Genomic DNA, 8,945 nt, shown 5'->3' with positions numbered 1-8,945 from the left:
CGAGGAACGCGTCGTCAGTTTCACCGTGACGCAGCCCGCATCGGCAATGGCGGGCCATAGAGGAAGCGTATAGCGGCAGACGAAACTCATATTTCTAGAAATCCGGTGCGGTCACTAGAGTGACCCATCGCTGGGCAAGGGGCTGGAGGCTGCCTGCGCTCAATGCCACCCGAATAGGAAGCAGCTCAATGGGAGGAAATCATATGACTGGTAAATTCAAATCCGTTGCGGCGGGGCTGGGGCTGACCCTGCTTGCTGGCGTGTCCACGGTCGCCGTGACCGGCGGTGCTGCCCTTGCACAGGAAACGGTGAAGCTTGGCATCCTGACGCCGAAGCAGGGACCGAGCGCATCGATCGGTCTCAACATGGCACAGGGTGCGGAACTCGCGGTCGCCATGCATGGCGGCAAGGTGCTCGGCAAGGATATCGAGACCGTGTGGCTCGACGAGGCGAGCCCGCAGGTGGCGCAGCAGAACATGCAGAAGATGGCGGACGAATATAAGGTCGTCGGTGTCGTCGGCGGCAATTCGAGTGCTGCAACGCTTGCCATGATGTCGGTCGCCGAGCGCGAGAAACTGCCGTTCATCTCGGCGGGTTCGGCGGCATCGGAAGTCACCGGCGCCAACTGCAACCGCTACACCTTCCGCGCCCAGGCGCCGGTGCCGGTGCAGGTTTCGGCCGTGTTCAACGAGCTGAAGGACAAGAAGATCTATTTCTTCACCCCGGCCTATGCATTCGGCCAGGATGTCCTGCGCACCGGACGCTCCAAGCTCGAAGGCATCAATGGTACGGAAGTCGGCAATGACGAGGTTCCCGTCAACACCGCCGATTACAGCTCCTATATCCTGAAGATTCGTAAGGCGCAGCCTGACGCGATCTTCGGTGCGCTGGTTGGACTCGATCTTTCCAACTTCATGAAGCAGTGGAACGAGATGGGCATGAAAGGCTCCATCCCGATCTATGAAGTCGCTGTTTCCGATACGGATTTCTGGGATATCGGCCCTGCGGCGGCTACAGGCACGCATGTGAAGCCCTGGTACTACAACGATCAGGCAAATCCCGACAGGGAGAAGGAATTCGTCCAGAAGTACGAGGAGAAATACGGTCAGCCGCCGTCCGACAAGGCATTCTTCGGCTGGTTCTCCATGAACGCGATGATCGATTCGATCGAGGCGGCCGGTTCGACCGAACCCCAGAAGATCGTTCCGGCAATCGAATCCTGGACCTACAAGGACGGGACGTTCCCCTATTATTTTCGTGATTTCGATCACCAGCTGATCCGCCCGGCGGTCATCGTCAAGCTGAAGGATCAGATCACCGACAAGTGGGATTTCATGGACGTCGTTTCCTGGACATCCAAGGATGCCGACGAGACCGTAGCCGCCTTCGGGACGAAGGAAGAAATCGGCTGCACCATGGGCGATCTTTGACCCCTTAAAAACCTGCGGGGCCGTTCATCCTAAGGATGACGGCCCCTTTTGCGGGCCGTGAGGCCCGCAGCGCTTTCTGATCGGGAATACGCGCCATGGATATTCTGCTTTCTCAGGTCGCCAACGGCCTGGTGCTTGGCTTCATCTATGTTCTGATCGCCGTCGGCCTGTCGATCACGTTCGGCATGCTGGGCATCGTGAACTTCGCACATGGCGCGTTCTTCGCGCTCGGAGCCTATTTTTCCTACGAACTGGTCCGGCTGTTCGGCTGGCCCGCCGCGATCCTGGCGCCGTTTCTGGTCGCCGGTGTGGGCATGGTCGTGGAGGTGGTTCTCATCCGGAAGCTCTACGGCAAGGAGCCGCTGCTTGGGCTTGTGGTGACTTTTGCGCTCGGACTTCTGATCGAGGCCGTGATCCGCCACTTCTGGGGCACGGACGGCAAGCCGCTGACTCCGCCGCAATTCCTGAACGGCTTCGTGGAAATAGGCCCGATCTTCATGACCAATTACCGCGTTGCGGTTCTGGTGGCGACGGTCGCGGTTCTGGTCGCTCTGTGGGCGTTCCTGAACTTTACGCCCTATGGCCGCATCATCCGGGCGGGCAGCCGCGATCCGGAAATGGTCGACATGCTGGGCATCAACCTGCCGCGTGTCTTCACCGGCGTTTTCGGCCTGGGCTGCGCCATCGCGGCAATCGCCGGAATTCTCGCCGGGCCACTCTGGACCGTGTCGCCCTCCATGGCTGCGAACGCCATCATGCCTGCCTTCGTGATCGTGGCGATAGGTGGCCTCGGCTCCTTCGCCGGCGCCCTGATCGCCGGCCTCACCGTCGGTATCGTTACCGCAATGACCATCCAATTCTGGCCTGAAGCCTCGACTGCCGCCATGTATGTGCTGATGCTGGTCGTTCTGCTTCTGCGTCCTCGCGGCCTTCTGGGCTCGCAATGGGAGCGCTTCGAATGACCTATCTCAAACATCCCGTTCTCATAGCGACGCTGGTTCTCATCGCGCTCACGGGGTATTCCGTCGCTACCGGCGGGTCGATCAACCATGTCACGCAGATCGTCATCTACGTGCTCTACGCGATGGGCGTGAACCTCCTGATCGGCTATCTGGGCCTTGTTCCCTTCGGTGCTTCGATCTTCTTCGGTTGCGCCAGCTATGCGGTGGCTTTCACGCTGGGCCGCACCTTCACCGACGAGATTTCGGCGCTCATCTTCGCAGGCGTGTTCTCCCTTGTTGGCGCTGCCGTGCTTGGCGCGATCATCCTGCGCCGCAAAGGGCTCTATTTCTCGCTCATCACACTTGCCTGCTCGCAGGTCGCCTACGAGATCGCTTTCAAGTGGACAGCGGTGACAGGCGGCGAGAACGGCATCCAGAATGTGCCCCGCCCTCTGTTCCAGAGCGCGGAAGGCTTTCACTGGTTCACGCTTGCGGTGGTCATTCTCCTGATCGGTGCAATGTGGCGTCTGGTTCACACACCGTTCGGGCGGTTGATGCAGGCTGTGCGCGACAACGAGCAGCGCGCTATCACGCTCGGCTACAACACGTTCAACGTCAAATGGGTCGGCTTCTGCATCGCGGGAACGATCATCGGCTTTGCAGGTGCGCTTCTGGCCATGCTCATCCAGGGCGCCTATGCCGACAATATGAGCTGGCAGCGAGCGGGCGATCCGGTGCTGATGGCAGCCCTTGGCGGCGTTCATCACTTCCTTGGCCCTATCTGGGGCGCGGTCACTTTCCTCATGCTCGAGGAAAAGCTCAGCGTGATGACGGACAATTGGTGGCTGTTCTTTGCTCCGATCATCATTATCTTCGCCGTCCTGTCGCCGGAAGGCATGCAGGGCATTGTGCAGCGCTGGCTCAAGCATGATCGCTGGACCCTGACCCGCAACACCGTGCCGGCGCGCCCTGCCAGGATCGAACCTTTCGACGCGGCCCCTGCCGAGCATAGCAAGGAACCTGTTCTGGAAGTGCGGGAACTGTCAAAGGCTTTCGGTTCCATCGTCACCCAGGACAGGATCACGCTCGACGTACACGACCGGATGCTGCATTCGATCATCGGGCCGAACGGCGCGGGCAAGACCACGTTGTTCAATATCCTGACCGGCCTCATCGATGCCGATCGCGGGCAGATCCGGTTCAAGGGGCGCGACATCACGAAGCTGAAGGCCTATGAGCGTTCCCGCCTCGGCATCGCCCGATCGTTCCAGATCATCAGCGTGTTCCGACAGCTCACGCCGTTCGAGAATGTGCGTATTGCCGTTCAGTCTTCCACGAAGGGCACGATCCCACTGTGGCGCGATGCACACAAGGATGAGGCGGTTTGCGCCCGCACATGGTCTATCCTCGATGCGGTCGGACTTGCCGACAGGGCAGCCGAAGAATGCGATGCGCTTTCGCATGGCGAAATCCGTCTCCTGGAGATTGCCGTCACCCTGGCTTGCAATGCCTCGGTCCTGCTTCTCGACGAGCCGCTTGCAGGATTAAGCGAAAGCGACCGCGTCATCGTCACCGATCTCATCACAAGGCTCTCCAAGCTGAGGGCCGTGGTCTTGATCGAGCATGACATCGACAGGGTGCTTGCGATTTCGGACCGGATCACGGTCCTGCACCAGGGCAAGCTCATTGCCGACGGTCTGCCGGCCGAAGTGGCGCATCACCCTGAAGTGGTGAAAGCCTATCTCGGCAAGGAAAAGGCGGGCAAGCCAAAGGAACGCCAGCCGATTGCCGCCCGTGTACGCGAGAAGGCAGTGGCTGCAAATGACGAACGCCCCTTGCTCGACATGAAGAACGTGTTCTCCGGCTATGGCGGCGGTACGGTCCTGGAAGGTCTCGACCTGCGGGTCATGCCCAACGAAGTCGTGGCGCTTCTCGGGCGTAACGGTGTCGGCAAGACGACCACGCTGCGCACCATCATGGGCCAGCTTCACCCAACATCCGGCGAGGTTTTGCTCGACGGTGAGAATATCGGACAGATGCGTTCGGACTGCGTGAACCGTCTTGGCGTGTCCATCGTGCCGGAAGGGCGGCGCTTGTTCCCCAATCTGACGGTGAACGAGAATCTGGCCATTGCCATGCGGCCCGGTGGCGCCAGCATGGAGGAAATCCACGACCTGTTCCCCAAGCTCGCGCTGCTTTCCCGGTCCAAGGCGCAGAACCTGTCGGGAGGCGAACGCCAGATGGTGGCGATTGCCCGCGCCCTGGTGGTGCCAAGCCGCCTGATCCTCCTCGATGAGCCGTATGAGGGGCTGGCGCCGGCGGTTGTCGACGAGGTGAAGGGAGCCGTGCAGCGCATCAGCACCCGCGCGAGCCTCGTTATCGTTGAACATCATGCCGATGAGGTTCTGGCCATGGCGGATCGAGCCTATGTGCTCGTCAATGGCAAGGTGGCGTTCAACGGTCCGGCGGTGGAACTCGCCAACGATCATGATTTGCAGGACCGCTTGCTGGGCATTGCAGCAGCATGACCCACAGGACCCTTCTTGCAACCGAGCGTGCGCCGGCGATCAACAGCTACGGCTTTCTATGGAACCGGCGTGCCGATCTTGCCGTTCGCGAACTGGTCGGCCTCGGGTACCGGGAATTCGAACTGATGGTCCAGCCCCCGCACCTAGGGCTCGACAGGACAGGCGAGGATGCTCGTGCCCTGCGCGCCATGGTGCGAGGTGGCGAAGCGGTGATCCACACGCTCAACATGCCGAGCCTCGATACAAACCTCGCATCGCCCTTTGCGGAGATGCGGGCGCATTCCGTCGCAATGTTCAAACGCGAGATCGAGCTTGCGGCCTATATCGGTGTTGGAAACATCATCGTCGTTCCGGGACGGCTGAGCCCGCTCTCGCCGGCGCCCAAGGCGCAATTGCACGACTGGCTCGTGGAAAGCCTGTCGGCGTTGATCCCTTTTGCGCGCGACAACGGTGTCCGGTTGCTCATCGAGAACATTCCCTTTGCGGCCCTGCCGGCGGCGAGCGACATCCTGACCTTCCTGGGGGAGATCGACGATCCGGTCCTTGGGACGTGTTACGATGTCGCCAACGCGCATTTCTTCGGCGAGGACCCTGTCGCTGGACTGCGGATGTTGCGAGAGCATCTGAGCGTCGTCCATGCGTCCGACACGACACGCCAGATATGGCGTCATGATCCGCTTGGCATGGGCGACGTCGATATCGCAGGGGTGGTAAACGCGCTTGACGAAATCGCCTATCGAGGTCCTTTCATTCTGGAAATCATCGGGGTCGAGCCCATTGCAGCCATCCGTCAGAGCCATGAGGTTTTGCGGTCTCTCGGCCGACCTTTCGCATTCGAGGCACATCAATGACGATGAAACCGCTCGTTCTCGTGACGGGAGCAGCCGGCCTTCTTGGCCGTTACATCCTGCGTGAACTCATCCACGCGGGATATCCGGTGCGGGGCCTCGACCGCCGGTCGAGCGAAGAATGCGACGACTGGGTGGTGGGCGACGTGACGGACGCGACCACGGTCACCCGCGCGGTCAAGGGTGCGGGGCTCGTCATCCATGCCGCTGCCAGGGCCAATATCTGGCAGGGCACTGGCGAGGAGATCATGCACACCAATGTCATGGGGACGTGGCAGGTGTTCGAGGCGGCCCGGCGGGAAGGCATTGCCCGCGTCGTGTTCTGTTCGTCGGATTCGGTGATCGGCTATACGGTGCGAGAGGGCGCGATGAAGCCGCCACTCTACATGCCGGTCGATCTCGACCACCCGCTGCAGGCGACCGATCCATATGCGTTGAGCAAGATACTCGGCGAGGATATCGCGCGTTCCTACACCCATTGGGGCATGCAGACGGTTGCCCTGCGAACTGTCTTTGTCGCCTATCCGGAAATGGTCGGCGAAATCCGCGCACGCCATGCATCGCCCGAGACCTATCGGGGCACGCCGGCCGGCGGACCTTCCAGCGCAGGCGGCGGCATGTTCTATAATTATATCGATCCGCGCGACCTGGCGCGGGCGTTCCGATTGGCTCTGGAGCTTGAAATGGAGCCGGGAAGCTTCGAGGCATTCTTCCTTGCTGCTCCTGAAACGCTTGCCGGGGAAACGACGGTGGAACGTGCCCGCCGGCTACATGGCGACGCCATAGAGATCCGTCGGCCGGAGCTCTACCAATCCAATCCATTCGCGGGGCTCTACGACGTGGAGCATGCATCCGCACGCCTGGGTTTCCGGGCTGAGCATAGTTTGCGCCATCTGATCGAAGCCCCTTCGTCCACGGGAGAAAAACAATGAAGACCATTCTCGTAACCGGCGGTTCGGGCTGGCTTGGGAGCGCCGTCGTGCGACGGCTTCTGGAACGCGGCGACCGGGTTGTCTCCGCCGATATAGGCATCAATCCAGGGCTTGCGGCTCTGGCGCGGAGCAATGATGGTCTGATCAACGAGGTTGCCGATCTTGGTGAGTGGTCCCAGGTCATGCGTCTGTTCGACAAGCATCCCATTGACGCCGTGGTGCACACCGCTGCCATTGTCGGCGTGCTTCAATGCGCCGATATTCCGGCAAAGGCGCTACGGGTGAATGTCGAGGGGATGGTCAATCTGCTCGAAGCCATGCGGTTTCACGGCGTCAAGCGGGTGATCCATGTGTCGACCGAGGAAACCTATGGCGACTTCCTGTCGGAAAGCATTACCGAGGATCACGTTCAGAAGCCGACCTCGATCTATGGGCTGACGAAGCTTGCGGCAGAGCATTATGGCGATGTCTATAGCCGCGACCATGGCCTGGAGTGCATCCACGTGCGAACATGCTGGGTATATGGTCCCAACCTGCCGCGCCCGCGTATGCCCCAGACCTATGTGGATGCCGCGTTGCGCGGCGAGCGCCTGCATCATCGGAGCGGCGGCGATCTGGCCGTGGACCAGGTCTATATCGAGGACACCGTGACGGGGCTGCTTCTTGCTCTTGATAAGGAAGAGCACCGTTTCCGCGCCTACAATGTCGCAACGGGAGAAGCGCCGACGCTGTCTCAGGTGGCGGCCCTGGTCGCTGCCGAAGTTCCGGGCGCCGATCTGCAGATCGACGCCGGGCCTTACAGTCATGGCGACCGCATTCCGACGGCGCGGAAGGGCGCACTCGACATTTCACGGGCGCGTGCGGAGCTCGGATATGAACCGGCATTTCCCATCGGGAAGGGCATCGCGCTGATGGTTAGAATTTCCCGCGAGGCGCGCGGGAACTGAGATCGGGCGGAAGGATCCGGGGCTGACTTCAGTCCGCCTCGGGTCCGATCCAGGTCACGCCCGTCCAGCGACGCTCGGCCACTTCCTCGCGGATCAGGGCAATAAGCTCGGCGTGAACGGCCGAGATTGCGGGCGACAAAGCCTCTTCCGGCGGAGCGTAGAGGTAATTCACGCGGTTCATCGAAACATCACGGATGGGCAGGCAGCGCCATTGCGAGGCAAGGGCCGCGCCATGCACGTTGATTGCCGCACGCGGCTTTATCGTGGCTCCCAGACCGCGCTGCAGGCAGTGCATCAGGACGGGAAGAGAATCGATCTCGGCGATCGGCACTACGATCAGTTCCAGCCTTTCGAACTCCAGGTCGACACGTCTGCGCAAACCGTGGTGCGAGCTCGGCAGGATCAGCGGAACGTCGGCGATCTCACGGATCGAAACATTTTTCACGTCGTCGGGGAAAATGCGCGATTCGACAGGAAAGACCAGAAAAAGCTCTTCGCGAAGAAGTTCCGTGGCGGTCCAGTCTGGAACCGCGGCCGGTGCGAAAAGCACGGTCAGATCGAGATCGCCGGCCCCAGCCTGAGCCTGAAGGCTTCCGCTAAGGCCTTCCACCACATTGAGCAGGATGCCGGGGTAACGTCGTTGCACCCGCTCGACGATCTGCATGCCGGTTTGGCAGATCGTTGTCGGCGGGAGGCCGAGCGTGACCCTTCCGGAGACTTCCGCTTCCGTTTCGCGTGTGGAGACCAGCGCCTGGTCGATCTGGCGGAGAATGAACTTTGCATGGCGGTAAAGGGTGACCCCCTTGGGGGTGGGGCTGGCGCCACGGCTGGAGCGGGTCAGAAGCGGCGCGCCCACTTCGTATTCGAGGCGCGATATCTGCTGGCTCAACGCGGGCTGGGCAATGTTGAGCTGCCGCGAGGCCTGCGAGAAGCCGGCGCAATCCACGATCGTCACGAAATATTTGAGTTGCCGGACGTCCATTAGCCGCCTTTTTACGGTCTTGTTATCTCGCCTTCACCTTGCCTTGCGCCCGCACTTTCTGTCCAGAGCGCGCATTGTCGCCGTTCGGCGCGTCAGCTTTCGCCGAATTTCGATATTTCTTATTTTTTTCAGCATCTTAACGTTAGGCGATATGTTCGTCTTATGGGGGTCGCGGAAAAGAGTATTGGAAGCTCGATGCCGCTTCTCGCTAGCTTCCGGTCCAGGGCAGGAGGAGGCCCGCAATCACCGGCGGCCGCTATGCACCGCCTTGCGAGCGAGACATGCGAAGGCGGAAAGGACAGGTTGTGGGATCGGCTTACGAGACGGGACAAGAGGA

General features: G+C 60.9%; 7 protein-coding genes. 6 read left to right on the top strand and 1 reads right to left on the bottom strand.

The genetic code is table 11. The features are described 5' to 3' along the window. The first annotated feature begins 203 nt into the window (after positions 1-203). The 6 genes from NA8A_RS23890 (at position 204) to NA8A_RS23865 (ending at position 7,626) form a co-directional block, all read left to right on the top strand. Positions 204-1,430 carry an ABC transporter substrate-binding protein gene (locus tag NA8A_RS23890; RefSeq protein WP_009453021.1) on the top strand — a complete coding sequence of 409 codons (1,227 nt, stop codon included), beginning with the start codon at positions 204-206 and terminating at the stop codon, positions 1,428-1,430. Positions 1,431-1,525: 95 nt separating this feature from the next. Continuing rightward, positions 1,526-2,392 carry a branched-chain amino acid ABC transporter permease gene (locus NA8A_RS23885; protein ID WP_009453020.1) on the top strand — a complete coding sequence of 289 codons (867 nt, stop codon included), beginning with the start codon at positions 1,526-1,528 and terminating at the stop codon, positions 2,390-2,392. After that, entirely contained in the window at positions 2,389-4,899 is a 2,511-nt protein-coding gene (locus NA8A_RS23880) for a branched-chain amino acid ABC transporter ATP-binding protein/permease (protein WP_009453019.1), read from the top strand. Before NA8A_RS23885 ends, NA8A_RS23880 begins: the two co-directional genes overlap by 4 nt. Continuing rightward, a complete protein-coding gene (locus tag NA8A_RS23875) occupies positions 4,896-5,750 on the top strand; it encodes a sugar phosphate isomerase/epimerase family protein (RefSeq protein WP_009453018.1) in 855 nt (284 codons plus the stop codon). The genes NA8A_RS23880 and NA8A_RS23875 overlap by 4 nt, the downstream gene beginning before the upstream one ends. After that, the gene (locus NA8A_RS23870; RefSeq protein ID WP_009453017.1) at positions 5,747-6,679 is read left to right on the top strand and encodes an NAD-dependent epimerase/dehydratase family protein; all 933 of its coding nucleotides are present in this window, start codon (positions 5,747-5,749) and stop codon (positions 6,677-6,679) included. Before NA8A_RS23875 ends, NA8A_RS23870 begins: the two co-directional genes overlap by 4 nt. Beyond that, entirely contained in the window at positions 6,676-7,626 is a 951-nt protein-coding gene (locus NA8A_RS23865; RefSeq protein ID WP_009453016.1) for an NAD-dependent epimerase/dehydratase family protein, read from the top strand. Before NA8A_RS23870 ends, NA8A_RS23865 begins: the two co-directional genes overlap by 4 nt. 28 nt (positions 7,627-7,654) lie before the next feature. Here NA8A_RS23865 and NA8A_RS23860 read toward each other — a convergent pair whose 3' ends face one another. After that, positions 7,655-8,608: a LysR substrate-binding domain-containing protein gene (locus tag NA8A_RS23860; RefSeq protein WP_009453015.1), complete on the bottom strand. Its 954-nt coding sequence runs from the start codon at positions 8,606-8,608 to the stop codon at positions 7,655-7,657. Positions 8,609-8,945: the final 337 nt, after the last annotated feature.

Source organism: Nitratireductor indicus C115, assembly GCF_000300515.1.
In the GTDB taxonomy this organism is placed as follows: domain Bacteria; phylum Pseudomonadota; class Alphaproteobacteria; order Rhizobiales; family Rhizobiaceae; genus Nitratireductor; species Nitratireductor indicus.
Note: the sequence above shows the minus strand (reverse complement) of the source record. Positions and strands in the feature narration are given on the sequence as shown.

Bases quoted from the DNA above. Each gene is read 5' to 3' on its own strand.
- NA8A_RS23890 (WP_009453021.1), top strand. From the start codon at position 204: ATGACTGGTAAATTCAAATCCGTTGCGGCGGGGCTGGGGCTGACCCTG.
- NA8A_RS23885 (WP_009453020.1), top strand. From the start codon at position 1,526: ATGGATATTCTGCTTTCTCAGGTCGCCAACGGCCTGGTGCTTGGCTTC.
- NA8A_RS23880 (WP_009453019.1), top strand. From the start codon at position 2,389: ATGACCTATCTCAAACATCCCGTTCTCATAGCGACGCTGGTTCTCATC.
- NA8A_RS23875 (WP_009453018.1), top strand. From the start codon at position 4,896: ATGACCCACAGGACCCTTCTTGCAACCGAGCGTGCGCCGGCGATCAAC.
- NA8A_RS23870 (WP_009453017.1), top strand. From the start codon at position 5,747: ATGACGATGAAACCGCTCGTTCTCGTGACGGGAGCAGCCGGCCTTCTT.
- NA8A_RS23865 (WP_009453016.1), top strand. From the start codon at position 6,676: ATGAAGACCATTCTCGTAACCGGCGGTTCGGGCTGGCTTGGGAGCGCC.
- NA8A_RS23860 (WP_009453015.1), bottom strand. From the start codon at position 8,608: ATGGACGTCCGGCAACTCAAATATTTCGTGACGATCGTGGATTGCGCC.